This window comes from Morganella sp. BCCO 40_0007 (assembly GCF_032989665.1).
In the GTDB taxonomy this organism is placed as follows: Bacteria; Pseudomonadota; Gammaproteobacteria; order Enterobacterales; family Enterobacteriaceae; genus Morganella; species Morganella sibonii.
On sequence record NZ_JAVBIN010000006.1, the window covers coordinates 193,297 to 219,432 of the forward strand.

A 26,136-nucleotide genomic window follows, 5' to 3' on the forward strand; every position below is an offset into this window, starting at 1 on the left:
CGCATAACAGGGATAAAACGTAATGACAGCAATAATGACAAAACCGAAACGGGGACGACCGCCGAAAAACCATGATGCAGGTACTGACGTAAAAGAAATACTGATCCGCAGCGGTACGGAGGTGTTTACCGAAACAGGATATATGACGTCGGATATCAGCGGAATATTAACAAAAGCCGGTGTTCCGAAGGGATCTTTTTATTATTACTTTGGCAGTAAAGAAAATTTTGGTCTGAAAGTGATACGTCATTATGACGACTGTTTTTCTCATCTGCTGGATAAATGTCTGTCTGATACCACATTGCCGCCACCGGAAAGATTACTGACATTTTGCAGTATCACCAAGTCCGGAATGGAAAAATATCACTGGCAGCGCGGGTGTCTGATCGGCAATCTCGGGCAGGAAGTTATCAGTCTGCCGGCCGGGTATTGTGAATTACTCAATGACATTATTACGGGCTGGCAAAAAAAAGTGGAGAATTGTCTGCTGGAAGCGCAGGCGCAAAATCTTATTTCCGGAAATACTGACTGCAGGCAGATGGCTGCTTTTTTCTGGGCAGGCTGGGAAGGGGCGGTCATGCGTGCCAAACTGACCCGCAACGGTGAACCGCTGGATCTGTTTATTACTATTTTTATGAAGCAGCTACTGGCTGATAAAGCATAACAGCCGGAAAAGCTCTTGTTCTTCTTATTCTGTCCGGCCTCAGCCCTGTTTTTATCCGGGGTTATTCTGTCTGCGGAATATACCCGGTTATATGGCATTTACTATAATGTCCTCAATTACCCCTATAACATTACGGGATCAGCTGTTTCAGCTAAGTTTATTTATCCTGAACAATGCCTGTCTTTAAATCCTGACGTCTGTTTTCTCCGGCAGACAACAACACTACCGGGTTGATACAGACGCAGGAGGCATGCAGAAGCACCGGTATGAAAAATACAGCCGCTTCGTGTAAATATACCGGTATACTGGCCGGATTGTGACGGAGAAAACTGCATGACATTAAAAATTATCGGTCTTTTTGCTCTGACCGCACTGGCTGAAATCGCCGGTTGTTACTTTCCGTATTTATGGTTAAAAAAACAGGGAAGTGTGTGGTTACTGCTGCCTGCTGCTGCCAGTTTGGTCGTATTTGTCTGGCTGCTGACATTACACCCTGAATCCAGCGGCAGAATTTACGCATCGTATGGCGGAATCTATGTGGTGACTGCACTGATATGGCTGCGGGTGGTTGATGGTGTGTCGCTGTCAGTATCAGACTGGACTGGGGCGGCCGTTGTTCTTGCCGGGGCGGGGATTATTATCAGCGGATGGCGGTGAGAATATTTCTTTTTCCGCCGGGCGCTGTTTTATCATTATTTCGTCACTCTGTCGCAGGCTGCCTGCAAGCCGTTATCACAGGATTTACGGAACCATGTGTTGGCGGCAGCTCTGTTTTCCGGTACACCGTGGCCTTTGGCATAAATAAGTCCGAGTGCAAGTTGTGCTTTTTTATCATTTTGTTGTGCGGCTTTTTCAAACCATTCACGGGCACGGGTATAATCCTGTTCTGTGCCTTTGCCATAGTAATAAATGATACCCAGTAATCCCTGAGCATAAGCATCACCGGCCTCTGCCGATTTTTGCAGATAACGAGCTGCTTTGGTGTAATTTTTTTCGGTTCCTTTTCCATAGAGGTATATTTCACCGATAAATGCCATGGCTTCGGTATCACCTTGTGCCGCGGCTTTATCAAACCAAAATAACGCCTGCTGATAATCCCGGCTTACCGTATCCCCGGTAAAATACATCATCGCCAGAAGACCCTGAGCATTTGCATCACCGGCATGTGCGGCTTTTTCATACCAGTATCTGGCTTTTACAGGGTCCTGTGTGACATGGTCGCCGTTGTAATACATCAGACCAAGTGCGGATTGTGCTTTTATATTACCGTTTTCAGCAGCATGCTTAATATTATCGGCTCTGACAGCTGTATTTTCTGCCGCATATACAACCGCAGAAAACGGAAATAAAAACATCAGAAAAACCAGTGTGTTTAGTATGCGGAGCATTTTTCTCATATCGGTATCCGGTTAGTGATTAACCCAAATCACAGAACTGTTGTGGCATCTGTTTCTGATATTGATTAATCAATATTTCAAACCGGTTCATTGCAGCGGGAATATCACTTTCAGTGATCCCGGTTTTTTCAGGGCATTTCGTATCTGAACCTCTGCATTCTCACCGGAATGTGAGTCAGACATAAATAAAAAACAGCTTTCAGATTATCACAGGTATTTTTATCAGCGCAAATACGGGACAATTGCTGCTCTGAATACCTGTAACCGGTGTAAACCAGCGCGTCCTTACGGCGGTCAGACTTAGTCAGGTCGCTCTCTGCCATTTCTGCGGCCATTTTATCGGCAGACAGGATGCCGCAGCCACTACAGATGAAGAGGCAGTCAGGCCTGATACCATTGATAATATGATTTTTTTAAACATAATTGACCACCCGGCAGGGTGTTTGTTTGTTAACATGCCGTCAAATATTCATAAATCCTATAGCAGGGGATTTGTTTTTTTCTGTGTGTCCGGTATTTATGATAAATTCATCTTATTCTTAGCCTGTCCCCCCGCCATAATGACCGGAGAAACATGAAAGTCAGCAAAACGGTTATCATTATATTGATGTCCGGCATTATGCTGGCTTCTGTCCTGTTTATCTCCGGGGTTATTCTGGCCGCGAATAAAACACCGTATTACGATATTGACCGTGACGGCAAACAGTTCGGAAATTCTGTATTTACATTGTATGACGGCCATGTCTATGCCGCAGTTCCGTCTGACGGGTATTTTTTAATCCCCGGCGCAGACCCGGACAGTTTCAGATTGCTGCCTGATAATAACAACCACAATGGACGGCAATTTGCAGCGGATAAAAATCACGCATGGTGCGGTAATCTTCCCGTTCCGGATTTTAATCCCCGGACGGCCGTGACCATCGGTAATGCTTATTTTACGGATGGCAAAAATACGGTTTTTTGTGCCCCTTATACCCGGATAAATAATGAACTGTCCGGTCTGCAGGAATTGTATCAGGAATGGTGTTACGGCTGGGGACTGAGTGATAAACCGCAGACGTATTATTATCCGCAGCAGCCGTTACCGCCGTCAGCCGCGCCTTACCGGATATTACCGGACTCCGGTCTTATCAGTAACGGAGAACAGGTTTTCTTTGAGGGTAAGTTAATGCCCGGCGCAAACCCGGAGACAATACGCCCCGTGAATGTCCGGCAGGAGGATAAATCAGTGCGTCAGAGCCGGGTATTTTATCATGACGGGGAGCATGTTTATTATCAGCACTATTTATTGCCGCTGAAAGATACAGAATCGCTGTATGGCTTTTTCCTCGGTAATTTATTTCAGGAAGCCTATTTATTTGATCCGCAAACCGGTCAGGTGGCCATCAATAATCAGGTATTTCCGCCGGAATATGCGCCTTATAAAGTGATCAGTTTTTATGGTCAGCATGTTAATCAGGGGCTGTTTTTATCCGCGCAGGGCGTTTATTTTTACGACCGGAAAAAAGAGAAAATCCGTCGTGCAGGCGATAATCCGTCATTGCAGGAAAGCTGTCAGGAAATATCACCGCTGATTTTTACCTGCGGTAATGAAACCCGGTATTTGCAGGGTGCGGAACGATGGGGCAACAGGAAATCGCCGGGGCTGATTTCCCGCAGTACGGTTCTCCGCCGCCTTAACGATAATATAACCGGCAACTGGGTAAAAATCGGCGATGTTACGTTTCATCATTACGGAGAGGTCTGGCAGAAGGGCGGGCAATATTATTATTTTGATCGTCTGGGTGCGTCACAGCTTATGCGGGGGCCGATTTATTTCATTCCGGATGAGATAACCGTACGCGCGTTGCTGAGTGATGACCTCCGGTTTGATGAACTCCGGAAAATGGCTCATGACGGACGTTTGCAGGAGGTTTCCGGTACTGAAATTCTGAAAGCCACTACGCGTTATAAAGAGAGCATGTTCAGTTTCCTGAATTTTTCCGGAGATGATTAATCCGCGTTTATGTATTTCCGGGTAATCTGTATAGTTGAGTAAATATAACCTGATAATATTGACTCTGGAGTTAACTCCAGAGTTATACTTTAATCAGATACAGAAATTACCCGTTAAAATTAACCACCAAAAGTAACTTTAGCCATTTTAATATGATATTCCCGGAGGGATTATGAAAAAGTTATTATTAGCAGGATTGCTTGGCGGTGCAGTATTTGGTTTATCAGCTAATGTGTTGGCAAACGTGAATCATAATAATCAGTCAGCAGGTGGCGGGTTTGCTTCACAGGCGGCACAGGTTGTCAGCGTTTCAAATGCAAATAATCAGCCGGATGACAGCAGAGTGATTATCGAAGGTTTTATTATCAGGAATATCAGCCACAATCTGTATGAGTTTAAAGATGACTCCGGTATTACCCGTATAAAAATAGATAACGAAAAATGGAACGGAATCAATGTTTCACCTGAAACCAAAATACGTGTTGAAGGGCGTGTTGATAACCATCTGATTCAGCATGAGATTAATGCAGAACGTGTATCGTTGGCAGAATAACTGAAACCGGTTAAGGCTGTGTTGTTCACAGCCTTAACCCGGATAACAATAACATTACGAAAAGGATAAGCGTAATGAAACTACTGACAAATTTACTCAGATATACATTTTTTCTCGCTGTAATTACTATTGCTTTTGTTTATCGTGATGTACTTTTTCAGTTTTATAACCGGATTGTTTCACAATCCGGTACCATTTCTCAGATAGCTGACAGTATCAGCAGTGTTCTGGCGTATTTTTAGATAACCGGAGTAACTTTACTCCGGCTTTTCCTGTTCCATCTGAAAGGTGATATTATCAATATCATATTTTTCATGAATAACATCTGTTAATGATTTCCGGATTTTATTATGGTCAGCGCCAGCCTTATATATTATATGAGCCGTTAATACATAATTACTCTGTGTTAATGCCCACAAATGAACATTATGAGTCCCGGCGATATCCTCATTACTGTTTATCTCATTAATAATATCATTGATACTGATATTCTCCGGCGTGCCCTGTAATAATATATTGATACAGGATTTTAACAGAATCCAGGTTCTCGGAAAAACCATAAAGCCGATAAAGACGGCAATAACAGAATCGACGATTAACCAGCCTGTCAGCCAGATAATGACCGCACCGACAATAACGCCGACTGAGCCCAGCATATCTGCCCAGACTTCAAGATAGGCCCCTTTAACATTCAGGCTCTCTTCTTTGCTGTTTTTCAGAAGCTGCATGGCAATCAGATTAATGATCAGACCGGCAGTAGCAATAATCAGCATACCGACAGACTGAATATCCGGGGTTGCGGAGATCCTGCGGTAGGCTTCATATAATACGTAGAATGCGACGGCCAGTAAAATAAGGGCATTCATCATCGCGGCAAGAATTTCAAAACGGACATAACCGTATGTTTTGAGATAATCGGCTGCTTTTTTTCCTGCACGGATGGCAATCAGTGCCAGTAACAGAGCGAATGCATCTGTCATCATATGCATGGCATCTGAAATAAGGGCGAGGCTGCCGGTAAGATAACCGCCAATAAATTCCACCAGCATAAAAGAAAATGTTAATGCAAATGCAATAAGTAATCGTGATTCCGGCAGTGATTTTATATTACCGTGCTCATGTTTTTCACTCATGGGGTTTTTCCTTATGATTTTTGTCTTCCTGTCTGACTTATTACAGAATAATACGAAAGGGAAACCGGTTCCGGGCGGGAAATCACAATGCTATTATGCTGATTATTTTTTGAATTATCAGGATTTAAAAAAATATTGCGGTATTGAGAATAAATTGCATTTGACAAATGCACTCAGATTCATAGAATAGCGCCATCAACGGTCAATTCTCTGACCCGTAAGCGTTTACGTTAATCAACGCATGTAACTTTGTACATTACAACGGTTATGTGTTGTTGTGTCGTCACTATACGGAGTCATCTATGTCTTTTCAGGACAAAAATTATATTTTAGGTTTTCCTAAGCTGCCTCAGCGTGCGTTAATCTTTCTGGTTCCTTTTTTCTTATCGCTGGTGATGAGCGGTATTGTCTCTTTTATCAGTACGGTCAAAGCGCTGGGTTTTTCCTGGCTGCTGGTTTCCCCGTGGCTGACATCATGGGGAATATCCTGGGCTATTGCGTTCCCGACCGTCTTATTTGTTCTGCCGTTCGCCCGTAAATTATCGTTATTATTGGTCAGAAGCTCATAATTACAAAATCTGAATCCCCAGCCATTGCCGGAATTGTTTTTTTCCTTTTCCGGTGATCGTCACTTCACGATAGCCCGGTGTGCGGATCAGCCAGCCCTGTTGTTCACAATGTGTGAAAAAGGCGGCGCCCAGATAGCCGCCGAGGTGAAACCGGCGTTCACTCCAGTCCAGACAGCCGCAGCAGAAAACCCGTTTTACGGTGTGTGCGGGCGGCAGGCCAAGTGTTATCAGCGCGGATTCACCTGATGTTGTCAGTGCGGTTCCGTCAGCGGTTATCCAGCCTTTTTCCTGCATCGCATCATATACAGCAACAGCAGTTTCACCGGCCAGATGGTCATAACAGGTTCTGGCCTGCCGTAAATGTACCGGTGCGGAGGATTTGCGGATAGTGGCTGTCACCGGAATCCCGGTAAGATTCATCATTTTTTCGATGAATTCAGCCACGTTTAATCCGGCAAGCTGATAATAGCGGTGACGCCCCTGTGGTATACAGATGATCAGTTTTCCGGTGACCAGTTTTGTCAGATGCGCGCTGGCCGTTGACGCACTGATATCCGCGGCAATACTCAGTTCAGTCGCGGTCCGGGCCCGGCCATCCATCAGGGCGCAGAGCATACGGATACGGGACGGATCGGCAAGGGCGGCAGCCACACCGGCGAGAGCGGTTTCTAATTCCGGAATGTGTTCTTCTGACATATCACCTCCGCAGATTATTCCTGCCCGAACTCATATTCACGGCTGATTTCAGCAATACGTATCCGGTAAAACGAGAAAATATCCGCTTTGCCTTCTTCCTGTGCCTGCCGGTGTTGCAGGTTTTGTTTCCATTTCAGCAGAGAGGCTTCGTCTTCCCATAATGAGAGCGACAATAATTTGCCCGGTGTGCTCAGGCTGGCAAAACGTTCAATGGAGATAAAGCCCTCTGCGTCACTGAGCAGCGGGCGCAGCCCGGCGGCGATATCCAGGTAACGGGATTGCTTATCTTCCGGCATACTGACTTCAAAAATAACGGCAAACATGAGTGCCTCCTTATGTGTTGAGGATAATCATAACGGAAGCACAGAAAAAACACTTCGCTGAACAACGAAATATGAAAAATTATGGCCGGTAGCGGACACCGATAGCCAGCAAAATTAAGATCACGCCGGTTATCTGCATCACCAGATGTGACGGCATGCCGTGCTGTATAATATCGATAATAAAACCGGATAATACCTGACCGCCGATAGCCAGAATGGTGGTCAGTGCAGCGCCGAGCAGCGGCAGAATATAACTGTTTATCACCACAAAACAGGCGCCGATAATGCCGCCGCTAAATGCAATCAGCGGAATGCTGTTCAGCGTGACGGGGAACTGCGGCAGGTAAAACAGCACTACCACACTCAGGAAAATAAACCCGGCGACATGATTAACCAAAGAGGCATAAAACGCATTACTGCCCTGAGATAATCTGCCGTTGATACTGCGGCTGAAAATAATGCAAATGCCATTTGTCAGCGCGATAGTAATATAAAACAGTAACATGATTATTTTCCTGCAATGATCAGAATACAGCCGCTGAATAACAGCAGCAGTGTCAGCCTGTCGCGGCCGGTCACTTTGCGCTGTGCCAGTCCCATCAGACCAAAATGGTCGATAATCAGGCCGGTAACTATCTGCCCGGCAAGCATCAGCACAATCGAACCGGAGAGTGACAGCGGGCTGTTAACAGTGACTGCCGCCAGCAATACGGTGAATGCACCGGGTATTCCGCCGAGATAGCACCACAACGGAATTTTTTTGCCGGCGCGGCGCTGCGGCAGGTGTGTTTTCACTGTCAGCCAGATTATCAGGGCAACAATCGCGCCGGTGCCGTGTGTCAGCCAGGAGGCGTGTAACGGAGAGGTAAAGGTGGATAAATAGCTGTTGCTCATAATCATCAGAGTGAGTAATACCCCGGAAAGTAAGGCAATCAGCGGTAACAGGATCTCTTTTTTCATCGTCATTTTTCACTTTATTGCGGACGGAGAGAGTATAGAGATTGCCGGTGCCGGGAATAAACGCTATAAACAGAAAAACAGAGTTTCCTTCAGGTTGACAAACAAGGCTCGTCTATGGATTTTTCGCTTTTACCGGTGTTCATCGCAATTACAGAGCAGGGAAGTCTGACAAAGGCGGCGGACTATCTGCATATGACCAAATCGGCGGTCAGTAAAAAACTGGCGGCGCTGGAAACACAAACCGGTATCCGGCTGGTCACCCGTACCACGCGCCATTTGCAGCTGACGGAAGCCGGACAGCTTTATTACACCTATCTGAAAAAAGCCCATCAGGCGGTGCTGGACGGGCAGGATGCATTGTCACATTACAGCCGTGAGGTTGACGGCACACTGAAAATCAGTGCCCCGGCGGTATTCGGCAGTCTGCATCTGGCAAAAATTATACCTGCTTTTTTACAGCGCTGGCCGTCACTGCAGGCGGAAATGGTGTTTGATGACAAACTGACGGACCTGGTCGGGGAAGGGTTTGATTTGGCTGTCCGGATCGGGGAATTGCAGGACTCTTCTCTGATTGCCAGGGTGTTATCGCCCTGCCGCAGTGTGTTGTGCGCGTCTCCCGCGTATCTGGCACAGCACGGCACACCTCTGAATCTGACTGAGCTGAAATCGCATAACTGCCTGTTTTACAGCTATTTTCAGGCCGGTCAGTCATGGACATTTCTGCACTGGGGAGACGTCGTACGTTTTACCCCGCAGGGGACATTGCGCGCCAACAACAGTCTGGCGCTGCATCAGGCGGTGTTACAGGGAACGGGGATTTGCCAGCTGCCGCAGTTTATCGCGGCACCGGATATTCGTGCCGGGCGGCTGATCCCGCTGTTACCTGAATACCCGCTGCCGCTGCATCATATTTATGCGGTTTATCCGGATCGTGACTATCTGCCGAAAAAAGTCTCCGCATTTTTACATTTTTTGCAGGATGCGCTGGGCACGGAAGGGCACTATCAGAAAGAATATGAACAGGATTTATCCTTTTTTAAGGTGGCGGAATAAAAACCGGATACATTGGGTAAGGCAATCAGCCTGCTGTTTATATCCTTTATTTTAATTTCATTGAGAGGGGTTATATGTCTCTGCAATTGTGGATCGCTAATAAAAATTACTCTTCCTGGTCGCTGAGACCCTGGTTTTTACTGAAAGCCCTGAATATCCCGTTTGATGAACAACTGGCCACCTTTGTGCCGGGCGGCAGCAGTTATGAGAAATTTACCCGTTTTTCCCCGTCCGGGCTGGTGCCGTGTCTGGTGACGGCGGAGACCACGGTCTGGGATTCTCTGGCAATCTGCGAATATATTGCAGAGGATTATCCGCAAACCTGGCCGGCGGAAAAAACCGCCCGGGCATGGGCGCGCTCTGCCGCGGCAGAAATGCATTCCGGGTTTACCACGCTGCGCCGCGAGTGCCCGCTGAACTGCACAGAAAGCCGCCCGGCCGCAGAGATGACAACGGAATTACAGAAAGAGTGTCAGCGTCTGGATCAGCTCTGGTGTGAGGGATTAACCCGGTTCGGCGGCCCGTGGCTGGCAGGGGAAAATATCAGCGCGGCGGATGCTTTTTATGCGCCGGTGGCACTGCGGGCACGGACTTATCAGCTGCCGTTTTCAGCGGCGGCACAGGCGTGGATTGACCGGATCCTGGCGCATCCTGCCATCATTGAGTGGTGTGATGCGGCAGCGAAAGAAGCGAAAATCATCCACGACTGAAAACAGAGCGGGCGGGGAGACCCGCCCTGATTATTACTTAACGGCGCTGTCCATCAGGAGAAAACGCGGTTCGGCGCGCTGATACTGATTAATGGCGGGCACCAGACGGCGGAAGTGCTCACTGGCGCAATGGGTATCCAGCGCGGCCTGATCCGGCCAGGTTTCGATAAAAATAAAATGCCCCGGGTCTTTCTGATCGACAAAAAGATCATAACTGATACACAGCGGCTCACGGCGGGTGGCGGCAACCAGTTCTTCATACATCGGCATCAGGATCTCAACAGCATCCGGCTGCATAAAATCTTCAGCAATCACTTTTAACATCGCGTTCTCCTTGTCCGGTGCGGACAAACAACATGAAATATCTGCAAATGACTTCCCCGGTAAGCCGTGTAAATTCTGACTGATAACCAGAGCATAAATCACAACAACTACCGGTATAACATTGAGGGGGCAGAATGTCATTATCATTAATTGAAGCCGTGAATCTGTTGAAATCAAAAAAATGGATTGATCTGACACACGCATTTAATGCTGATTCACCGTACTTTTTTATGTTTGAACCGGCGGAATTCAAAACCCTGTTTGATTACCGTGACGGTTTTTTTGCCCAGCAGTTTACTTTTCCCGGCCAGTACGGCACCCATATTGATGCACCGTGCCATTTTGTGGAGGGACGCCGTTTCGTTCACGAGCTGGAACTGAAGGAGCTGGTACTGCCGCTGGTGGTGATCGATCAGTCCGCCCGCGCACAGCAGGATGCGGATTTTGCCTTATCCGCAGAGGATATTCTGGCGTTTGAGCAGGTACACGGACGTATCGAAAGCGGCAGTTTTGTGGCTTTACGCACGGACTGGAGCAAACGCTGGCCGTCACAGGTGCTGATGGATAACAAAGATGCGGAAGGTAACAACCATATCCCGGGCTGGGGTCTGGATGCGCTGGAGTTTTTGTTCCGCGAGCGGGGGATCAGTGCGGTGGGGCATGAAACGTTTGATACCGATTCGGCGCAGGATTTCCGTAAAAACAGTGCGCTGCTGGCGGAATATTTTGTACTGGATCAGGATGCGTATCAGATAGAGCTGCTGACCAATCTGGATAAAGTCCCGGCCAAAGGCGCGGTCATTTTTAATATCGTGGCAAAACCGGACAATGCAGGCGGGTTCCCGGTCCGGTCATTTGCGATTTTGCCGGATTAATCGCGGCACATTTCCCGCAGCACCGAAAGCTGGTGTTCCAGCGTGGCATGAATAATCTGCCTGCCCTGGCGGATCAGGCAGTCGCCGGGGAGAAGGGTGTTGTCAGTCTCAACCGATATATCGTCCGGCAGCGTTATTGTGTCTTTTGCTGACAGCCACTGATGCAAAAATGCGGTCTGATCCGGGTGTACAACCAGCGCCACGGAAAAACCCGGGTTTATCTGTTTTATGCTCCGGCGCAGCGCCGCCCGCAGGCGGTTCTCAGGCGGAGTCTCTTCCAGCAGTATCTGTACGGTATGGCAGATCATTGCGGTTATCTCATCGTCAAGTTGCGCAATAACCTCTTTGCAGTGACGGCGGGTCTGCAACAGCGCTTCTGCCTGCCCGGAAGCAAGCTCGTCCTGTGCCTGCCTGCGCACCTTTTCTGCTTCATCAGCCAGTTCTGTCCGCATCTGACTGCGCAGTTGTTCTGTCTCCGCTTTCAGCGCTTCTCTGCTGAGTAACCCGCGGTAATCGGCAGCCGGGATAATGCAGGGGGCCGCCGTCAGGGTAAACGTATCCGCGGTCAGGCGGCTGAAGGGCAATCTGACGCAGTCAGTGCCTGAAGTATCGTCCGGCATAATGTGTTCAGAAAAGTAGTGAGTTCAGAAGGAAACGGGATCAGCGGCACGGTATCCGGAAAACGCAATTCCGCCCGCCGGTGAAACTGCTCATGACTCTCCCGCAGCAGATAAAACCACAGCTGACGGCCGGTAACACTGAGAATCACGTTATCCTGAACAGTATGAGTGAGTGAGCGCTGGTAGTTGTGCAGCGGTAATAATAAGCCGGATTGCCAGTTCAGAAGCCGTCCGGCATCTTCCGGTGTTAAAGCGGAAAAGGGGCTGCGGCGTGCTGGTACCGGCCAGTGCGTCATCAGATCCGGCAGGTAAAAACAACAACCACAGAAAGTCAGAAAGCGTTGTAATCCGGAGTCACTCAATAATATCGCCCGCTGAAGCCCGGACAATACCGTCATTTCTGCGGTTAAGTCATAATGGCTGAACAACCGGCGGTTCAGCAGCGGGTTTCTGTATTTATCCTGCAGGGCGGATATGAGTGAATAATCCGGCAGCGTATTCAGATGACGGGGATGGCAATACAGTGCCGGACAAAAGAAAAATCCGAATTCAGTCAGCGGAGTCATGACGTAATTTCCGGCGGTGAAAGAAAAAATGCAGCAGGTGAGATATCAGCAGCAGTACCGCAAATCCGGCAATATACCCCAGTAATTTAGGATAAGAACCAGTGGTGACCTGTATATTCAGCATCGTCCGTAATTCCGGTGTGGTGATCACCGGTTTGGTAGCCACCGCAGGTATCAGTGTCAGGCTGATATTTTCAGGCTCCAGTCCCTCAATACTGTTTTTTGCCAGCTGCATAATTTGCTCACGGTAGCGGAATACCGGAATATCAGCGGAATATTTAATAAATATCACAGCCCGTCCCTGTTTTCCGTCCGCTGTCTCTGTATTGGCCTGAGATTCGGGCCGGGTAAACAGCACTCTGGCGGTAATCACACCATCAATATCGGATAATATCTGAGCCAGTTCCTGTGAGCGGACATAGCTGAGTTTGGCTGTCAGTTCCTGCGGACTCGGGATCAGCGTATCGCCGGTGAAAATATCGTTCAGGGATTGAAATTGTCTCAGCGGATAGCCGCGTTGCTTCAGCAATTCAATGGCATAAGGAGCCTGTGATTCCTCAACAAATAACGTTGCCTTTCCCTCTTTGCCGGATTTTTTTTCCGCAATAATATGATTCTCCAGCAGCAGAGAGTACATTTCATTTGCTTCTTTTTGCTGTAATCCGCTGTACAGCTCTGTTTTACAGGCCGTCAGCAGTAATATTGACAGACTGAGTACAATAAAGCGGAAATACCGGGAGAGTGCAGAGATAAATAACCGCATATTACTGACTTTTAATAATAGTATCGATATTCTGACTGACTTTTCCGACAGTTTTTGCCAGTAATTCTTCACGAAAATGAATTTTTGCCAGAGTTAATTGTGTCTGTAATAATATATCCGGCGATGTCAGTGCTGCACTGTCACGCAATCCGGCGATACTGTCAGTATCCTGTTTTATTGTCCGGTAAAAATTATCAAATATCTTTTTGAGGTGTTCTGTTTCCTCAGCCGGTTGCGCTGATACAGTATTCTCCTCCGCTGTCACCGCGAGGTCAGACAGCGGAAGTGTATGGGTACGGAGTGCAGATATCATTGTGATCACCGGATGTTATTTTGTTGCAGAACCAGCTGATTATTCACTGCTATCTGCTGATTCAGCTCGGCAGATATCAGATGTTTAAGTGTCGTGCCGGAGAGTGAATCCGGTAATTTCTGCCATAACCGTGACAAAATAAATTCCTGGTGAGGACCGTATTCATCATAACGGGATAAAATCGTCAATAACATATCCCGGCTGATAGTATTCTGATAACTGATTTTTTTTAAATCAGAAATAACCGGCGTCAGTAATGTATTACATAACTCACGATATTCCGGGTTTTCAACCGTACAGTTTTCAAGTTCCTGCCATAACTGCTGACGGTTTTCAGTGAGATCAGATATTTCATTATTGCTGTTTGTATCTTTGTTCATAAAAACAAATCCTTTTCAAATTGTTCGGCAAATACCGTTAATTCGTTATTTCCGTCGGATTTTAATATTTTTATTGTTTTTTTAAGATTATGGTTAAGGCCAAGGTGATATTCACTTAATGCTTTAAATGGTAACAGGGATGAACTGCAGCTACCGGACAGCAGATGAACAATCTCAGTATATTTTTGGCAGGCATGCCAGGCGGTCACCAGGATCAGTTTTCCGCTTTCATGATACCGGATGTCTTGTGTCAGCAGCCAGGCCGCAATAGCCTCTGCCTCTTTATATTTTCCGGCAAGAATACCGGCCAGTGCTGTTTCAGCAAGAAGACGCTCATCTGAAAGTATCATCATATTTTTTGCAGTATATTCTGCATAATATCTTTCATCGATTTAACTAATGAAGATGCAGTATTAAAAACAAGACTCCATTTTGTTGTCCGGTATTGTAATTCCTGTAACAGCGCCGGATTATCCGGATTTGCTTTTAAACTATCTATCGCATCTTTCAGCTCTTTTTCATTTGCCTGAGCCTGTTCTTTCAGACTGTTCAGGATATCATCAAGTATACTTCCGGTTCTTGTCGGATCAAAAATAATTGGCATAAGTTCCCTTTAATACAATGTATTTAAAATGATTTCAGCAGCATCCAACGCATCTGCTTTTATCCGGAGCTGAGCAAAAATAAACTTACTGTTTGACGCTGACATACGACATGTTGTTTCTTGTTTTAATTTTTTTATTCGTAATAATATATCTGTATGATTTTTTATCAGGTAATCAAATGAATCATCATTTTTTGTCATCAGTCAGTATGATGGTGTAATATTCGTTTTTATACAGTAACACCACCTTCTCCTTATCGATAGAAATTACCCTGGTATCATTATCCGGGGATGATCCGGCCCTGTATTTACCCCCGTTGTCAGTAATAATATACGGTATTTCCCCGAGAGAAACTGCACTGATCCTGATACCGGGCTTGCTGAGCGGTTGTACACGGAACTCTGGCTGATAGTTAAATACAAACTCCTGATTAAATGCGTTAAGAAATGCAGATAACTGTTTTCTTAACTGTGCACTTTCCTTCCGGCCTGTGATAATAACAAGCGATGTTTCCGTGAACATATAACTAAGAATATCATTGTTTTTTTTAACGGTATTTATCTGCAAATCTGTTTTTTTTATATAATCGTCAGTGATTATTGATTGATCATCAATCACCATTCCTGATGGTATTAGTAACGCAGGTAAAAAGTCTTTCAGTGATATTTTTTGCTGATGCGGAGCCCGGATTCCGCGGATAGTAATGTGTCCGCACATTGTGCTTAATTCGGCAGTCAGGTGATTATTCGGTGCTGCGCTGAGCCATGAATTTAATGTGTTCAGTTCTGTATCCGGGGTGATGACATCCAGCCGGTAGGCGATATCCTGTTGCCTGAAAAAAGCCACCAGTTCTTTTTCTGCGGTACGGGTAACGGACCCGCGGATTATCCATTTATTATCGTGTTTCTCCCGTGATAAACAACGGTAGGGTTCCGCCGATAAAAATTGTTCTGCGGACGGTATCGTACGTCCCGGCCGGGTGAAGAAAAAGAGTCCGGCGGAAATGAACAGCAATATAAAGACGAAAATAAAGACGATTTTCCGGTGGCGAAAGGGAATTTCCGCTGTTGTGTATTGTGCACTGAAGCTTATCCCGGCACATTCAAAACGCTTCCCGGCGACAATATGGTCACCGGGAAGAATATGACGGTGGCCCTGTTCCGGTGGTACACTGCTGTTATTCTCACAAAGTCGCAGGCTGTTTTTATCCGCAGCCAGACGACAATGCACCGGAAGTATACCCGGATCTAACAGCGTGATATCGGTGCGTAATGCATCCGCTCCCAGTGTTATAAATATATCGCCGGAAGGCGGAACCGGAAACGTTGCTTTTGCTCCCCGGTGCAGGCCGGATAAAACAGATAAAGTGATAGTCATAGACAGGTATTAATATCCGTATTAAAAACTGTTTTTTTATGATGATGAAACCGGTTTTCCGTAATCGATAATCCGCGGCCGGATAATAAACAATCTGACAGCACTGCGTTCCTGCGTTGTTTCACTCCGGAACAGCGCTCCCAGCCAGGGAATATCACCCAGTAACGGAACTTTTGATTCTGTTTTTAATTCTTCATCGCGATAAATACCGCCGATCAGCAGCGATTGATCTAATTCGACCCGCGCAATGGTATCAATAACGGTACGGTTGATTGTCGGGATAGTGTCACTGCTGTTATTACCGGCTTTCTGATTGCCGTCTTCGATATGCAGGGTCATATCCAGCAGCGTGTTTTTTGTTTCCCGGATAATACGGGGTGTTAATTGCAGAAGTGTCCCGTAGGTGATGCCTTTTAATTCAGCGACCCGCTCACCGTTGACTTTGACATAATAGGTTTCATTATGGTCGATCAGTGCCGGGCTGTTTTCCAGCGTCAGAATTGTCGGACGGGATACCATCCGGGCATAGCCTTTGGTTTGCAGCAGATGTACATTGGCCAGCAACTGATTCAGTCCGGTCTGATTGAGCAGCGTTCCGGCCGCGGCCCCTTGTGGTGATAAGGCGGAAGATATACTGATATTGGTCTTACCGCTGCTTATGGTTCCGCCCCAGTCAATACCCAGAGCACCGGCACGCTGAGTATCAACATCGATAATATAGAGTGCAATTTCTATCCGGGATGTCGGAATGTCCAGTTTACTGATCAATTCCTTATATAACGCTATTTTTTCAGGCGTATCCCGTAAAATAATGGCATTCAGTGTCGGGTCAGCATTAATCACACCCTGATAGTTATTCTGACCTTCCGGTGACTTGTATCCGGGAAGATTAACCGGTCCGGAAAGAATACGGGATAATATAGTGGCAACTCCGGGAGCGGTAATCTGACTGTCGCGGTATTTAATAATCCGGTCGACCGCTGAACTGTATTTCAGCGGAATAATAGTGACAGTTTGTACCGGTGAAAGATATTGTTCACTTAATTCACTCTCTCTGGCATCAATTGCCTGTTGTGCAAATGTAAGATAAGCAGGCGGCCCGGCCAGCCTGAGTTGCCGCGGGGAACTGATTGTTATTTTCCGGTGGCTGTCAGCGATACCGGTATCCCGTAACAGTGTGGCGGCATCTCCTGCTGTCAGGTATTTCAGCCCTATAGTCCGGGTCTGATTACTGCTCTTTTTACTGACATACAGCGTATTATTATAAAAATACGTTTCCAGACGATAGAGGCGGGACAGTTTTTCCAGAAATTCTGTCGCCGTATCCGCACTGAGATGATCATTCACAAACCCTTTTATATCCGGGCTTATTTCGGTTTCAATATCATTATTGGCGGCAAAATTGATCAGAACTTCAGATAACGGGGTGTTGTTGGCAATAAAGCTGTAGGGTTCATCAGAGGTAAATGACTCAGCCTGACAAACAGAGAAAAACAGGGATATAAATATCCCTGTCAGGTAATGGCTTATCCTGCGGACATTAATACCAGAGCACGGTGTCACCACGCTGGCAAAGATTTCTTTGATATAACCATTGATATACGCGTTCATTATTATTTTCTTTCAGTAATAAAAGAGAGTCGATAAATATCTGTAACTCATCCGGAAAATGATCATGCTTCAGCGTATTATTGTGATAAACAGTGGCACGGAATGCATCATAAAGGTCACGGATACTAAACAAGACAGATTGCTGTAATGTATCGATTTCATTTTCCAGCCGTGCCGCTGTACGTTCACACTCTGATAGCTTATTTTCTTCCTCATCAATAACGGACTGACCAGCCAAAATATCATTATCTTTATAAAGTAAAACTAAGGCTGATAATTGTTTTTTAGTAATAAGACATTTATCGTATGTGTTTCTCAGTGTGATTAATTCACTATGGTTTTTATTCTGCCAGTATTCATAGGCACCTGTAATAATCCAGTCAACCCAGCAACGGGATTCAGATAATCTGATCGTATCAGCCAGATGTGATTCCCAGTTATCAGGATATTGACATATGGTTTTTCTAATCATAACTAAATCACTATGCCGGAAAGGAATATTCCATTTTTTCCTGCGGCTGAACCAGGCTGATTTTTTTAATTTATCAATATTTTCTCGGTGAATATATTTTGATAATAAATCATTTTCATGATATCTTTCATAAAAAACATATGTATCAGTGTCTGACAAAATAGCAGTATCTTTTGTTTTGTTAAGCATAATTCCCTCTGTGTTAAACATAAAGTACAGCAAAGGGGACAGACTAGCAGACACGATATTATATTGGTGTAATTTTTATTTTAATTTTTTATCATTATTCGTCAGATAATGTGATTCGTTCTGGCTTTACTGGGGGTAAATCCGAATCGTTTACGGTAACTCTGTGTAAAGTAAGACTGACTGGAAAAACCGGCTTCCATGGAAATATCCACAATACTCATTTGAGTATTTAACAGCAGCTGGTGAGAGAATAATAACCGGCGTTCACTTATCCATGCCCGCGGAGATGTACCGTAAACTGTACCGAATAATTCTTTAAAGGTGGTCAGTCCCATACCAAATTCTTTGGCGAATTCGTTCAGTTTCCAGTCTTTCAGATAATGTTTTTCCATGAAAGCCTGTAAACGCTCAACCTGACGGTTACTCAGCTGACGAAGTACCGACATCAGTTTTATTCCCTGTTCACTGAGCGCAATAATCAGCAACAGTTCCTCCAGCTTTAATTTCATCAGCGGGAAAGGGGTATTATTCTGATAGGCACTGTACAGTCCGTCAATGCTGCCGGCCATAATGCCGGAGTGCGGAAAAAACAGAATACCTGAGGTAGGTTCAGTAATTCTGTGAAGGTGTGTCAGTATGTCAGAAAAGCGATGAAGAAAATCACGCAGAAAGTTATTGCTGAGCGGGATCCACAATAAACGGGCATTTTCAGATACCTGCTGATATGCATAACTTCCCTGGTTGGAGAAAATAATTTCATTTTTATTCACCATGAAAGAGCTGGTGCAATCCTGCCATTTCATGGTGCCGGAGACCAGGATATACAGCCCCTTTTCCTGCTGCTCAATAATATTGAAGTCAGATGATTCGATGGCTACAGGCTGTATAATAATTTTTTCGCTGTCTAATAAACTAAGTGGATTCATAAGCATCTCTGAGTAACGAATGCGGGTAAAAATCAAAAGTGACGGTCTTAATACATTCAAGGTATATAATTATATAGTCAGCAATGATGTTTTCTACTTTTAAATCCCTATTATCAGAGTTAATGGCTTTATTTATTGCTTTAGGCAGCTCTTTATTCACAGTATGAATCAATTTCATCATAATCAGATGATTAATTAATCGTTAATGGGAATATGTCATTAAAATTAGATAATAAAAATGTTAATTCCCTAAAGTGACGAGAACAAAACAGATACATGCGATACTGTTATTTAACAAAAGAGCGGTAAAAAAAAGAAAGAAAGCGATTAAGGGAAAATATACGTTATTTCAGGGAAAATATTTCCGGGGTATGTATGCACAACACTATCAAATGTAGGTTTAATGTTTTAATTTATCGTTAATTGTTATCGGTAAGGTCAGTTTCCGCACCACGATACTGATCACTTTTTTCCAGCCAGTGTAAAATCTCAGCAATAATTTCCAGTGTTGACGGCGGAACAGCGCTGCCGGTCTGACCAACGCGGTAGAGGTAGCGGGCCAGATATTTCTTTTCAATCAGCGGAACACCTTCCTGCCGGGCTATCCGGCGGATATGAAGTGCAATATCATTTTGTTCTTTAAAGGTGATCACCGGCAGCGGTGTCCGGTCTTCCCTGTAATCGATGCCCACCGCATAGTGGGTGGGATTGACAACGATACAGCGTGATTTCCTGACGGCTGATCGCATATCCTGCTGCTGTATCTCTTTGTGGATTTGCTTGCGTTTACCTTTTATCTCACTGTTTCCTTCGGATTCTTTGTATTCATTTTTGATTTCCTCTTTGGTCATCAGCATCTTTTTCTGATAGCCGTGACGGGAAATAACAATATCAGCCAGCACAATGATCAATACCCCGGAAAAAAACAGATAAAGCAGCCACTGTCCGATATCGTATGCAACCATCAGATTTTCGCGGAGATTGACCGTGACTAACCTGACAAATGACGGATAGTGGCGGCGCAGTAACCAGAAGAGGATGAGTGACAATAATCCGGCTTTGATGACCGATTTAATGAATTCCCCGATATTATTGAGGGAAAATATTTTTTTTATCCCTTTATGCGGGGATAGATGAGTAATATCACATTTTATGGCGGACAGATTCAGCAGCAAACCAAACTGAAGGATATGGCTGACAATAATACCGGTAATGAATACCCCCGCAAGTGATATCAGCGGAGGAAGTAATTTCCCGGTAATCAGTATTTTTATATCTGACATCATCAGCGGCAATGGCCGGATGGCGGCGTTTTCCAGGGTATATTGCAGCAGAGAATAACAAGCGGCATATAATGACGGAATAAAGACGACCAGCCCGCAGACCTGACACAGTGAAATCAGAAAAAGCAGCAATTCCCGGCTTTTAAATACCATGCCTTGTTTGCGGTTATCCCTGCGTTTTTTTGCCGTGGGCTGTTCTGTTTTTTCTCCGCTCATTCTGTTTTTGTCATCACAATAACGGCATATTCAGACGGGTGATAAGGGTAAATGTTTCTTTGATCAGGGCGGTCAGCGGTTCATTGACCAGCATGATATAACCGGTTGCGACAAAGAGTGCAACCGCCGATTTCAGCGGCATGGCAATAACAAAGACATTTAAGGCGGGAACAAATTTATTGATAAACGCCAGCGCCATTTCAGTCAGATACATCGGTATAATAAGCGGCAGGGCAAAATTAATCACCGCATGGCTATAAAGTGACAGTAATCCGTAAAACAGCGGCAGCAGCGTTGCCGGAAACGGAAAGTCAGATGCGGTGATCGGATACCAGATCAGGCTCCGGAAAAATAATGTTAATAACTGAAAAAATAAACCTGATGTCAGATAAAACAGGATCAGATACTGCGTGAAAAAGATGCCGGTCAGAGATGCCTGCTGCCCGGAAAGCGGGTTCAGCATGCTGCCTGCCGTGGCACCGCGTTGCTGATCAATAAATTGTCCGGCTGCTTCGATGGCCCAAAACGGTATAACTGCAATCACTCCAAAAAGTAACCCGGTGAAAAACTCCCGCAGAATAATAAAAAAGAAAACCCAGGGCGTCAGTTCAGGTAACAATGGCGGCAGACTCTGACGGACAAATAATCCCAGAGATAATACGATAGCATTATAAATTAAGCGGTGTCCGGTCAGAGATTTATTTATCAGCGGTAATAATAAGAAAAAGCCGTATAACCTGGGCAGTGAGAGAAAAAAGGAGATCAAAAAGGGATAAATTAATCCGGTCAATAACATTACAGTAATCCGAATATCTGATTCATAAATACCAGTAATTGCTGACCGGACCAGCTCAGCGTCATAAACAGCGTGATGACCACGGCGGTCAGTTTGCACAGAAACCCCAGTGTTTGTTCCTGAATCTGTGTGATCGCCTGAATTATCGCCACCAGTACACCAACGATTGTTGCTGCAAGGATCGCAGGCAGTGACAGAATAAAAATCAGCCAGAGCATTCGTCCGGTGCAGAAAAGCAGTTGCTGATCCATCATCAGAACTGATAACTGAATAACAGGGCGCGGGTCAGTTTTTCCCAGCCGCCGACCATCACAAATAACAGCAGTTTTAAAGGAACAGAGAGTGTCATCGGTGATACCATCATCATTCCCATTGCCAGTAAAATATTGGAAACAATAAAATCAATGGCCAGAAACGGTAAATAGAGTAAGAACCCCATTTTAAAGGCGTTGATTAATTCACTGAGCGTAAAAGAGGGCAGCAAAATATATAACGGCGGATTATTCTGTGACGGCTGGTACCTTTCCGGCCAGATGCTCTTAACCGTCTCCTGAAAAAACTGACGGCTTTCCGGGGCGGTATTCTTTATTAAAAAATGGCTGTATATCTTTTCTGCCTGAATAACGGCTTCTGACAGATATGCCGGTTCAGACGATAACCGGTCAGTATCAACAGCATCTTTAATATCGAATATCACGGGTCCCATAACAAACATTGTCAGGATCAGGGCGAAGGCATGCATCGTCAGATTTGAGGGAATTTGCTGTACACCGAGGGCATTACGGAGCAGAGACAGCACAATCCCTATTTTAATAAAGGCAGTTCCGGTCACAATAATCACCGGTATAAAGGACAGCAGTGCCAGCAGGACAATTAAAGAGACCGGTTCTGAAATAGTCATGACCCGCTGTCACTGTTTTCCGGGATACCGGTCAGTGTTTTAATCTGAACGGCAAGGCGCTGCTGAAATGAAACCAGTATACCGTCAGCAATATAATCGTCGTCGCAGAAAACACGGATATAATGTTCAGATTGCCCGGTCAGTGTTATCAGTGAATCCGGCTTTAGTGCGGCCAGTTCATCCAGAGTTATCTCTGTTTCTGCCAGCTCAAAACGGATCACGCTTTTCAGTGATGATAATGCGGTTTTACGCCGTGAATGTAGGGTCATTTTTCGGATAGTCACCTTATTTGAATTCAGGGTGCCGGTTGCCGCAAAAGCGTGCCGGTAATAAACAGAAACCGGAATGTGGTCATCAGGAAACGGGCTGATAATCAGGTCATCGGTATTCAGTCTCAGTATTTCACACCGGGGAAGATAAAAATCGGCAGAACAAATACGTATTTTCAGGGGTATTTTCGCGGTTGGTGTATTCATTAATTCAAGGTGAGAATGAATGAGTGATATATCAGAAAATACGAAAATAGCATTATTAAAAATAACGGTAATCCCGGTAACGGTTTTGTTTTCTTGTATTATTCCCCGCAAATGAAATTCTGCGGAGTGGCTGTCCAGCCATGCGGTAATCAATGTTGTCAGTATATCATCCGGTAACAAGCGAATGTCGGTACCGGATAATTGCGGCTGAAGTAAAACAGCCAGGTCATCATGACTACAGTAAACAGAGCCGGACTGTCCGCGCCGGGTGACAGCCAGTGTCAGTGTTGAGGCGTGTGTCTGATACCGGATTTCCGCATCCCCTGAACCGGAGGAATAGCGCGTCCGGTAACGCTGTTTCAGCCGGATAGCGGCAAGATCCTGTTCGCTGAGGATAACCACCGGGCTTGAAAAGCTGCCGTGCATTTATTTGCGCCTCACGGCAGAGGCGGACCCGGAAAGGTGTCCGGTAAGCGAAATAGTGACCGGCTGAGGTGTTTTCTGCGTCAGCCGATCCTGTAACTGAGACAGGCAGGACAGCAGAAGTGCCTGTCCCGCGGACGGACAGCGGATCTGAATATGCACACCATCCGCACTGTGGCGGACAGAGAAACTGACTTCTCCCAGAACCGGAAAGGTGGCCCGGCAGGTGCTCAGCGAACCGGTTTTTCCGGCAATATGGCTGATGCGGCTGAGTAGTGTATCGCTGATGCCGGTGATGAGCCCGCTTCTGCGAAGCTGAAGATGTGCCGTTATTTTTTCTGTGTTGCTGTACGGTACAGTATCTGCGGGGATCACCTCTGTTTCACCGGGGATTTTGCGGTCAGTGCCTGTATCCTTATCTGCAGGGTTGCGGCGGAAAACCGGCTGTGTTGGGATCGGTTCTCCTTTTTCCCCGGCCGGTAACAGACAGAATCCGGGAATCTCAGTTTTTGGCTGCGGTGACGTTGCTTTTTTTTGTGGCCGGACGGTGTGCTGCGGAGAGATATCAGGTTCTGAAGGTAGTTTTCCGTGCTGAATGACAAACAGAAACCGCCGGATCTCCGCGCCGGTGGCGACAGCGGCCGCCGGTGTGTATACAGCCGGCTTCAGTAACGGTACCGGAACTGCGGTGGGGGCCGGCGGAGAGAAAAAAAAACGGGCCATCAGAACACGTTCCGGTTGATAAGCTGTTGTTTCAGATCCAGTCGTTGTAACTGTTTCTGATGCTCACTCAGAATGCGCTGTGCGGCGTCTGTCGTCTGCGCATGACTGCGCAGCGCATCTTCCGCCAGTGCGGTATCGGCACTCAGTCCGATCATCTGCCTGCGGCAGAGATCCAGATGACCGGCAGTTGTGACAGATCCGGCATCCGTACTCACGGCAAGTGCATCACGGCACCGGGATAGTGCGGCAGCCTGTTGCTCCAGTGCTTCCCGGCGGTGGTTCAGTTGCTGTACTGTTTTGCGGGCTTCCGCCGCCAGGTGTTCTGCCTGTGCTGACTGATAGCGGTAATAACGCAGAATGCGTGCCCGTTTGCTGTTGCTGATGGCGATCATAATACAGACTCCGTGATTTCCCGGCAGGTTTGTGCATAATCCTGTGATTCATCCGTTCCCTGTTTCAGCCATTGCATGATGTTGCGGTATTTGCGGATGATGTCATCATTATCCGGATTTTTTCCGGGCTCATATTCGCCAAGCTGGATCAGAAACTCCAGTTCATCATATTGCGCAAGTACCGTCTTTACAGCGGAAGCCGCTTTTTTCTGACTTTCCGGAATAATACGGTTCATGACCCGGCTTGCCGATTTCAGAACATCAATGGCCGGATAATGCTGCATTTCCGCCAGTTTCCGCGCCAGAATAATATGTCCGTCAAGGATTGAACGGGTTTCATCCGCAATCGGTTCATTCAGGTCGTCACCTTCGACCAGAACGGTATAAAGCGCGGTGATTGATCCTGAATCTGATTGTCCGGCTCTTTCCATCAGTGCCGGTAACTGCGCAAAGACGGACGGCGGATATCCCTGACGGGCAGGCGGTTCTCCGGCAGCCAGGCCTATCTCACGCTGTGCGCGGGCAAACCGCGTCACGGAGTCCATCAGCAGCAGAACCCGTTTTCCCCGGTCACGGAAATACTCGGCTATCCGTGTGGCGGTAAAACCGGCTTTAGCCCGCTCAGCAGCAGGTCTGTCCGATGTGGAGACAACCAGTACCGCCTTTTTCAGCCCGGACTCACCGAGATCATGCTGAATAAATTCATTCAGCTCACGTCCCCGTTCCCCGACCAGCGCCAGCACACAAATGTCCGCTTCGGTATTGCGGATAATCGCGGCAAGCAGGGTACTTTTTCCGCCGCCGGCGGCGGCAAATATTCCCATCCGCTGCCCCTCGCCGCAGGTCAGCAGACCGTCAATCGCCCTGATCCCCAGAGCGAGCGGAGTGGTGATCATCTTCCGGGTCAGCGCGGGCGGCGGATCGTTATGCAGATCGCCGTATATCACCTCAGGCGGCAGTGTCACCGGTGTCAGCGCTTCCCCCAGTCCGTTAAAAATGTGACCGGTCATCGACGGCCACAATGCAATCTGCAGGGGGGCACCGGTGGTGAGGACGCCGGTATTGGCCGAGATGCCGTTCACTCCGCCGTAAGGTGTGAGCAGAGCATCACTGCCGTCCAGACCGGCCACTTCAGCTTTTATCCGGTTTCCCGGGGTCAGCAGCAGGCAGATATCCCCGATTTTAACGTGGCTGACCGACGCCCGGATGAGGGTGCCGGTGACACTGAGCACCCGGCCGATTGGCGTGAAAAAGCGATCATCGGTTATGTTTTTCCGCTGTTTTCTGAGACGGGAACGCAGTGTGGTTATTGTCATAAAAACTCCTCCGCACCAGTCTGACGGAAACGGTTTGCCTGTGATGGCAGCGGCGGGGGAGATTTTAGTAAAAACGGCGGGGAGAATATAAAAATAAACGGATGCTGCTGTCAGGGAATAACGGCAGAGCGGCCGTTATTATTTACGGGAGGTGTTAACGGATGATTAATCGTATTTCGGCTTACGGCGCTGTTTTTCCGGAAGGAAACCCGCAGGAAATGTCAGCCGGAATGACCACGGCGACAGTGAAACCGGCCATATCCGGTGAGCTCAGTGATATTTTTCCGTGTGAACTGGCGGCACTGTACCAATCCGGAGACAGCCGGAAACAGTTATATCTTGCTGCCCGTCCGGTCATTGATCCGCAGCTGACCGGGCAGCCGGTATTATTCTGTCATTTGCTGAGTGATCTCTGTTTATTAATACACTCAGAGTCTGATCCTGATATCGTCGCTGCTTTTCCGATCTTAAGCTCACTGCTCGACAATATGTTACTTCTGATATCCCACAAAAACCTGATGATAAAAGTATAATA

At 46.6% G+C, this 26,136-nt stretch carries 35 protein-coding genes; 9 read left to right on the top strand and 26 right to left on the bottom strand.

Annotated elements, in window-relative coordinates; genetic code table 11:
• Window positions 1–34: 34 nt before the first annotated feature.
• Both R5268_RS09130 and R5268_RS09135 read left to right on the top strand, forming a co-directional pair.
• On the top strand, window positions 35–664 hold the full coding sequence (locus R5268_RS09130) for a TetR/AcrR family transcriptional regulator (RefSeq protein WP_317423087.1): 630 nt from the start codon (window positions 35–37) through the stop codon (window positions 662–664).
• A 333-nt stretch (window positions 665–997) separates the two neighbouring features.
• Window positions 998–1,321 (top strand): YnfA family protein, encoded by a 324-nt coding sequence (locus R5268_RS09135; RefSeq protein ID WP_107680032.1) that lies wholly within the window; start codon window positions 998–1,000, stop codon window positions 1,319–1,321.
• A 35-nt stretch (window positions 1,322–1,356) separates the two neighbouring features.
• Here R5268_RS09135 and R5268_RS09140 read toward each other — a convergent pair whose 3' ends face one another.
• The gene (locus R5268_RS09140) at window positions 1,357–2,061 is read right to left on the bottom strand and encodes a tetratricopeptide repeat protein (RefSeq protein ID WP_317419235.1); all 705 of its coding nucleotides are present in this window, start codon (window positions 2,059–2,061) and stop codon (window positions 1,357–1,359) included.
• A 574-nt stretch (window positions 2,062–2,635) separates the two neighbouring features.
• On the opposite strand from R5268_RS09140, the gene R5268_RS09145 reads away from it, so the two are divergent.
• Window positions 2,636–4,057 carry a DKNYY domain-containing protein gene (locus R5268_RS09145; protein ID WP_317419236.1) on the top strand — a complete coding sequence of 474 codons (1,422 nt, stop codon included), beginning with the start codon at window positions 2,636–2,638 and terminating at the stop codon, window positions 4,055–4,057.
• A gap of 172 nt (window positions 4,058–4,229) precedes the next feature.
• Complete coding sequence (locus R5268_RS09150) at window positions 4,230–4,610, top strand: NirD/YgiW/YdeI family stress tolerance protein (protein ID WP_317419237.1); 381 nt, start codon at window positions 4,230–4,232, stop codon at window positions 4,608–4,610.
• Between the two features lie 257 nt (window positions 4,611–4,867).
• On the opposite strand, the gene R5268_RS09155 is transcribed toward R5268_RS09150, so the two are convergent.
• The gene (locus R5268_RS09155) at window positions 4,868–5,743 is read right to left on the bottom strand and encodes a cation diffusion facilitator family transporter (RefSeq protein WP_317419238.1); all 876 of its coding nucleotides are present in this window, start codon (window positions 5,741–5,743) and stop codon (window positions 4,868–4,870) included.
• Window positions 5,744–6,045: 302 nt separating this feature from the next.
• Between R5268_RS09155 and R5268_RS09160 the strand changes: the two genes are divergently transcribed.
• Window positions 6,046–6,312, top strand: a complete 267-nt coding sequence (locus R5268_RS09160) for a DUF2798 domain-containing protein (RefSeq protein WP_004238319.1) — start codon at window positions 6,046–6,048, stop codon at window positions 6,310–6,312.
• On the opposite strand, the gene R5268_RS09165 is transcribed toward R5268_RS09160, so the two are convergent.
• The 4 genes from R5268_RS09165 to R5268_RS09180 all read right to left on the bottom strand — a co-directional run bounded on the left by R5268_RS09165 (window position 6,313) and on the right by R5268_RS09180 (window position 8,291).
• A complete protein-coding gene (locus R5268_RS09165) occupies window positions 6,313–7,008 on the bottom strand; it encodes a winged helix-turn-helix domain-containing protein (protein WP_317419239.1) in 696 nt (231 codons plus the stop codon).
• A 14-nt stretch (window positions 7,009–7,022) separates the two neighbouring features.
• Complete coding sequence (locus R5268_RS09170; protein WP_107680026.1) at window positions 7,023–7,331, bottom strand: antibiotic biosynthesis monooxygenase family protein; 309 nt, start codon at window positions 7,329–7,331, stop codon at window positions 7,023–7,025.
• 79 nt (window positions 7,332–7,410) lie between these two features.
• The gene (locus R5268_RS09175; protein WP_046894429.1) at window positions 7,411–7,836 is read right to left on the bottom strand and encodes a DMT family transporter; all 426 of its coding nucleotides are present in this window, start codon (window positions 7,834–7,836) and stop codon (window positions 7,411–7,413) included.
• 2 nt (window positions 7,837–7,838) lie between these two features.
• Window positions 7,839–8,291 (bottom strand): DMT family transporter, encoded by a 453-nt coding sequence (locus R5268_RS09180; RefSeq protein WP_317419240.1) that lies wholly within the window; start codon window positions 8,289–8,291, stop codon window positions 7,839–7,841.
• 114 nt (window positions 8,292–8,405) lie between these two features.
• On the opposite strand from R5268_RS09180, the gene R5268_RS09185 reads away from it, so the two are divergent.
• Complete coding sequence (locus R5268_RS09185; protein WP_317419241.1) at window positions 8,406–9,344, top strand: LysR family transcriptional regulator; 939 nt, start codon at window positions 8,406–8,408, stop codon at window positions 9,342–9,344.
• Between the two features lie 74 nt (window positions 9,345–9,418).
• Window positions 9,419–10,054 carry a glutathione S-transferase family protein gene (locus R5268_RS09190; RefSeq protein WP_218454410.1) on the top strand — a complete coding sequence of 212 codons (636 nt, stop codon included), beginning with the start codon at window positions 9,419–9,421 and terminating at the stop codon, window positions 10,052–10,054.
• A 33-nt stretch (window positions 10,055–10,087) separates the two neighbouring features.
• On the opposite strand, the gene R5268_RS09195 is transcribed toward R5268_RS09190, so the two are convergent.
• Complete coding sequence (locus R5268_RS09195) at window positions 10,088–10,378, bottom strand: putative quinol monooxygenase (protein WP_107680040.1); 291 nt, start codon at window positions 10,376–10,378, stop codon at window positions 10,088–10,090.
• A gap of 134 nt (window positions 10,379–10,512) precedes the next feature.
• Between R5268_RS09195 and R5268_RS09200 the strand changes: the two genes are divergently transcribed.
• Window positions 10,513–11,253 carry a cyclase family protein gene (locus R5268_RS09200; protein ID WP_317419242.1) on the top strand — a complete coding sequence of 247 codons (741 nt, stop codon included), beginning with the start codon at window positions 10,513–10,515 and terminating at the stop codon, window positions 11,251–11,253.
• Here R5268_RS09200 and R5268_RS09205 read toward each other — a convergent pair.
• From R5268_RS09205 to R5268_RS09295, 19 genes are all read right to left on the bottom strand, one after another.
• Window positions 11,250–11,873 (bottom strand): HrpE/YscL family type III secretion apparatus protein, encoded by a 624-nt coding sequence (locus tag R5268_RS09205; RefSeq protein WP_317419243.1) that lies wholly within the window; start codon window positions 11,871–11,873, stop codon window positions 11,250–11,252. The two genes, R5268_RS09200 and R5268_RS09205, sit on opposite strands and share 4 nt — an antisense overlap.
• A complete protein-coding gene (locus R5268_RS09210; protein ID WP_317419244.1) occupies window positions 11,819–12,439 on the bottom strand; it encodes a SctK family type III secretion system sorting platform protein in 621 nt (206 codons plus the stop codon). Before R5268_RS09210 ends, R5268_RS09205 begins: the two co-directional genes overlap by 55 nt.
• Window positions 12,423–13,202 carry a type III secretion system inner membrane ring lipoprotein SctJ gene (gene sctJ, locus R5268_RS09215; protein WP_317419245.1) on the bottom strand — a complete coding sequence of 260 codons (780 nt, stop codon included), beginning with the start codon at window positions 13,200–13,202 and terminating at the stop codon, window positions 12,423–12,425. Before sctJ ends, R5268_RS09210 begins: the two co-directional genes overlap by 17 nt.
• A gap of 1 nt (window position 13,203) precedes the next feature.
• Complete coding sequence (gene sctI, locus R5268_RS09220) at window positions 13,204–13,515, bottom strand: type III secretion system inner rod subunit SctI (RefSeq protein ID WP_317419246.1); 312 nt, start codon at window positions 13,513–13,515, stop codon at window positions 13,204–13,206.
• A gap of 5 nt (window positions 13,516–13,520) precedes the next feature.
• Window positions 13,521–13,895: a guanylate kinase gene (locus R5268_RS09225; RefSeq protein ID WP_107680020.1), complete on the bottom strand. Its 375-nt coding sequence runs from the start codon at window positions 13,893–13,895 to the stop codon at window positions 13,521–13,523.
• A complete protein-coding gene (locus tag R5268_RS09230; RefSeq protein WP_107680019.1) occupies window positions 13,892–14,248 on the bottom strand; it encodes a YscG family type III secretion protein in 357 nt (118 codons plus the stop codon). Before R5268_RS09230 ends, R5268_RS09225 begins: the two co-directional genes overlap by 4 nt.
• Window positions 14,245–14,499, bottom strand: coding sequence for a type III secretion system needle filament subunit SctF (gene sctF / locus R5268_RS09235; protein ID WP_107680018.1), 255 nt, complete (start codon window positions 14,497–14,499; stop codon window positions 14,245–14,247). The genes R5268_RS09230 and sctF overlap by 4 nt, the downstream gene beginning before the upstream one ends.
• 187 nt (window positions 14,500–14,686) lie before the next feature.
• Window positions 14,687–15,877 carry an EscD/YscD/HrpQ family type III secretion system periplasmic domain-containing protein gene (locus tag R5268_RS09240; RefSeq protein ID WP_317419247.1) on the bottom strand — a complete coding sequence of 397 codons (1,191 nt, stop codon included), beginning with the start codon at window positions 15,875–15,877 and terminating at the stop codon, window positions 14,687–14,689.
• A gap of 36 nt (window positions 15,878–15,913) precedes the next feature.
• Entirely contained in the window at window positions 15,914–17,488 is a 1,575-nt protein-coding gene (gene sctC / locus R5268_RS09245; RefSeq protein ID WP_317419248.1) for a type III secretion system outer membrane ring subunit SctC, read from the bottom strand.
• On the bottom strand, window positions 17,418–18,149 hold the full coding sequence (locus R5268_RS09250) for a T3SS regulon anti-activator ExsD domain-containing protein (protein WP_317419249.1): 732 nt from the start codon (window positions 18,147–18,149) through the stop codon (window positions 17,418–17,420). The genes sctC and R5268_RS09250 overlap by 71 nt, the downstream gene beginning before the upstream one ends.
• 101 nt (window positions 18,150–18,250) lie before the next feature.
• On the bottom strand, window positions 18,251–19,075 hold the full coding sequence (locus R5268_RS09255; protein ID WP_317419250.1) for an AraC family transcriptional regulator: 825 nt from the start codon (window positions 19,073–19,075) through the stop codon (window positions 18,251–18,253).
• 419 nt (window positions 19,076–19,494) lie between these two features.
• Entirely contained in the window at window positions 19,495–20,574 is a 1,080-nt protein-coding gene (locus tag R5268_RS09260; RefSeq protein WP_317419251.1) for an EscU/YscU/HrcU family type III secretion system export apparatus switch protein, read from the bottom strand.
• 13 nt (window positions 20,575–20,587) lie between these two features.
• A complete protein-coding gene (sctT, locus tag R5268_RS09265; protein WP_181257644.1) occupies window positions 20,588–21,340 on the bottom strand; it encodes a type III secretion system export apparatus subunit SctT in 753 nt (250 codons plus the stop codon).
• A gap of 29 nt (window positions 21,341–21,369) precedes the next feature.
• On the bottom strand, window positions 21,370–21,624 hold the full coding sequence (sctS, locus tag R5268_RS09270; protein WP_046894411.1) for a type III secretion system export apparatus subunit SctS: 255 nt from the start codon (window positions 21,622–21,624) through the stop codon (window positions 21,370–21,372).
• Window positions 21,624–22,271, bottom strand: coding sequence for a type III secretion system export apparatus subunit SctR (gene sctR / locus R5268_RS09275; protein WP_107680009.1), 648 nt, complete (start codon window positions 22,269–22,271; stop codon window positions 21,624–21,626). Before sctR ends, sctS begins: the two co-directional genes overlap by 1 nt.
• Window positions 22,268–23,173 (bottom strand): FliM/FliN family flagellar motor switch protein, encoded by a 906-nt coding sequence (locus R5268_RS09280; protein ID WP_317419252.1) that lies wholly within the window; start codon window positions 23,171–23,173, stop codon window positions 22,268–22,270. Before R5268_RS09280 ends, sctR begins: the two co-directional genes overlap by 4 nt.
• Window positions 23,174–23,893, bottom strand: a complete 720-nt coding sequence (locus tag R5268_RS09285) for a hypothetical protein (protein WP_317419253.1) — start codon at window positions 23,891–23,893, stop codon at window positions 23,174–23,176.
• Complete coding sequence (locus R5268_RS09290) at window positions 23,893–24,285, bottom strand: hypothetical protein (protein WP_317419254.1); 393 nt, start codon at window positions 24,283–24,285, stop codon at window positions 23,893–23,895. Before R5268_RS09290 ends, R5268_RS09285 begins: the two co-directional genes overlap by 1 nt.
• The gene (locus R5268_RS09295; RefSeq protein ID WP_317419255.1) at window positions 24,282–25,601 is read right to left on the bottom strand and encodes a FliI/YscN family ATPase; all 1,320 of its coding nucleotides are present in this window, start codon (window positions 25,599–25,601) and stop codon (window positions 24,282–24,284) included. The genes R5268_RS09290 and R5268_RS09295 overlap by 4 nt, the downstream gene beginning before the upstream one ends.
• Window positions 25,602–25,762: 161 nt before the next feature.
• On the opposite strand from R5268_RS09295, the gene R5268_RS09300 reads away from it, so the two are divergent.
• The gene (locus tag R5268_RS09300; RefSeq protein WP_317419256.1) at window positions 25,763–26,134 is read left to right on the top strand and encodes a hypothetical protein; all 372 of its coding nucleotides are present in this window, start codon (window positions 25,763–25,765) and stop codon (window positions 26,132–26,134) included.
• Window positions 26,135–26,136: the final 2 nt, after the last annotated feature.

Coding starts and splice junctions, on each gene's coding strand:
- R5268_RS09130 (WP_317423087.1), top strand. CDS start 35: ATGACAAAACCGAAACGGGGACGACCGCCGAAAAACCATGATGCAGGT.
- R5268_RS09135 (WP_107680032.1), top strand. CDS start 998: ATGACATTAAAAATTATCGGTCTTTTTGCTCTGACCGCACTGGCTGAA.
- R5268_RS09140 (WP_317419235.1), bottom strand. CDS start 2,061: ATGAGAAAAATGCTCCGCATACTAAACACACTGGTTTTTCTGATGTTT.
- R5268_RS09145 (WP_317419236.1), top strand. CDS start 2,636: ATGAAAGTCAGCAAAACGGTTATCATTATATTGATGTCCGGCATTATG.
- R5268_RS09150 (WP_317419237.1), top strand. CDS start 4,230: ATGAAAAAGTTATTATTAGCAGGATTGCTTGGCGGTGCAGTATTTGGT.
- R5268_RS09155 (WP_317419238.1), bottom strand. CDS start 5,743: ATGAGTGAAAAACATGAGCACGGTAATATAAAATCACTGCCGGAATCA.
- R5268_RS09160 (WP_004238319.1), top strand. CDS start 6,046: ATGTCTTTTCAGGACAAAAATTATATTTTAGGTTTTCCTAAGCTGCCT.
- R5268_RS09165 (WP_317419239.1), bottom strand. CDS start 7,008: ATGTCAGAAGAACACATTCCGGAATTAGAAACCGCTCTCGCCGGTGTG.
- R5268_RS09170 (WP_107680026.1), bottom strand. CDS start 7,331: ATGTTTGCCGTTATTTTTGAAGTCAGTATGCCGGAAGATAAGCAATCC.
- R5268_RS09175 (WP_046894429.1), bottom strand. CDS start 7,836: ATGTTACTGTTTTATATTACTATCGCGCTGACAAATGGCATTTGCATT.
- R5268_RS09180 (WP_317419240.1), bottom strand. CDS start 8,291: ATGAAAAAAGAGATCCTGTTACCGCTGATTGCCTTACTTTCCGGGGTA.
- R5268_RS09185 (WP_317419241.1), top strand. CDS start 8,406: ATGGATTTTTCGCTTTTACCGGTGTTCATCGCAATTACAGAGCAGGGA.
- R5268_RS09190 (WP_218454410.1), top strand. CDS start 9,419: ATGTCTCTGCAATTGTGGATCGCTAATAAAAATTACTCTTCCTGGTCG.
- R5268_RS09195 (WP_107680040.1), bottom strand. CDS start 10,378: ATGTTAAAAGTGATTGCTGAAGATTTTATGCAGCCGGATGCTGTTGAG.
- R5268_RS09200 (WP_317419242.1), top strand. CDS start 10,513: ATGTCATTATCATTAATTGAAGCCGTGAATCTGTTGAAATCAAAAAAA.
- R5268_RS09205 (WP_317419243.1), bottom strand. CDS start 11,873: ATGCCGGACGATACTTCAGGCACTGACTGCGTCAGATTGCCCTTCAGC.
- R5268_RS09210 (WP_317419244.1), bottom strand. CDS start 12,439: ATGACTCCGCTGACTGAATTCGGATTTTTCTTTTGTCCGGCACTGTAT.
- sctJ (WP_317419245.1), bottom strand. CDS start 13,202: ATGCGGTTATTTATCTCTGCACTCTCCCGGTATTTCCGCTTTATTGTA.
- sctI (WP_317419246.1), bottom strand. CDS start 13,515: ATGATATCTGCACTCCGTACCCATACACTTCCGCTGTCTGACCTCGCG.
- R5268_RS09225 (WP_107680020.1), bottom strand. CDS start 13,895: ATGAACAAAGATACAAACAGCAATAATGAAATATCTGATCTCACTGAA.
- R5268_RS09230 (WP_107680019.1), bottom strand. CDS start 14,248: ATGATGATACTTTCAGATGAGCGTCTTCTTGCTGAAACAGCACTGGCC.
- sctF (WP_107680018.1), bottom strand. CDS start 14,499: ATGCCAATTATTTTTGATCCGACAAGAACCGGAAGTATACTTGATGAT.
- R5268_RS09240 (WP_317419247.1), bottom strand. CDS start 15,877: ATGACTATCACTTTATCTGTTTTATCCGGCCTGCACCGGGGAGCAAAA.
- sctC (WP_317419248.1), bottom strand. CDS start 17,488: ATGAACGCGTATATCAATGGTTATATCAAAGAAATCTTTGCCAGCGTG.
- R5268_RS09250 (WP_317419249.1), bottom strand. CDS start 18,149: ATGCTTAACAAAACAAAAGATACTGCTATTTTGTCAGACACTGATACA.
- R5268_RS09255 (WP_317419250.1), bottom strand. CDS start 19,075: ATGAATCCACTTAGTTTATTAGACAGCGAAAAAATTATTATACAGCCT.
- R5268_RS09260 (WP_317419251.1), bottom strand. CDS start 20,574: ATGAGCGGAGAAAAAACAGAACAGCCCACGGCAAAAAAACGCAGGGAT.
- sctS (WP_046894411.1), bottom strand. CDS start 21,624: ATGATGGATCAGCAACTGCTTTTCTGCACCGGACGAATGCTCTGGCTG.
- sctR (WP_107680009.1), bottom strand. CDS start 22,271: ATGACTATTTCAGAACCGGTCTCTTTAATTGTCCTGCTGGCACTGCTG.
- R5268_RS09280 (WP_317419252.1), bottom strand. CDS start 23,173: ATGCACGGCAGCTTTTCAAGCCCGGTGGTTATCCTCAGCGAACAGGAT.
- R5268_RS09285 (WP_317419253.1), bottom strand. CDS start 23,893: ATGGCCCGTTTTTTTTTCTCTCCGCCGGCCCCCACCGCAGTTCCGGTA.
- R5268_RS09290 (WP_317419254.1), bottom strand. CDS start 24,285: ATGATCGCCATCAGCAACAGCAAACGGGCACGCATTCTGCGTTATTAC.
- R5268_RS09295 (WP_317419255.1), bottom strand. CDS start 25,601: ATGACAATAACCACACTGCGTTCCCGTCTCAGAAAACAGCGGAAAAAC.
- R5268_RS09300 (WP_317419256.1), top strand. CDS start 25,763: ATGATTAATCGTATTTCGGCTTACGGCGCTGTTTTTCCGGAAGGAAAC.